The sequence below is a fragment of the Methylobacterium sp. J-078 genome (assembly GCF_022829285.1).
In the GTDB taxonomy this organism is placed as follows: Bacteria; Pseudomonadota; Alphaproteobacteria; order Rhizobiales; family Beijerinckiaceae; genus Methylobacterium.
The window spans coordinates 1-301 of record NZ_JAKSYI010000022.1 but is presented as its reverse complement, the minus strand read 5'-3'; the positions used below and the strand labels follow the sequence as shown (position 1 = coordinate 301).

1 pseudogene is annotated in these 301 nt (G+C 69.8%); it reads right to left on the bottom strand.

Going from position 1 to position 301, the window contains the following annotated elements:
* Nucleotides 1-275: pseudogene (locus MKK58_RS00810) on the bottom strand (formyl-CoA transferase); the annotation flags it as partial.
* Nucleotides 276-301: the final 26 nt, after the last annotated feature.

Below are 301 nucleotides of genomic sequence, written 5' to 3'. Positions count from 1 at the left end.
TGCGGCCAGACCGCCCCTTTCGTTATGAAGTAGATGTAAGCGTTGGGGTCGGTCTCCCAGCCCTTGCACTTCACGATTCCGCCTGCCTGGGCGCCCCCGCAATCGTGGACGGCGCGGGCCACCGAATCCCCGCCGGGACTTCCTTCCCCCAACCGGCTGTCTTCCGGCAGGGGGGCGCGCCCCCGGCGTCGCTGGTCACGCAGCGTCCCCTGGCACAGAGCGCGCACCCCATCCGGCCTCGCGCAATCTACTCGCTGGCCGAGGCCCGTGTGAGTCGGGTGCTAGGTGGCGGTGACGATGG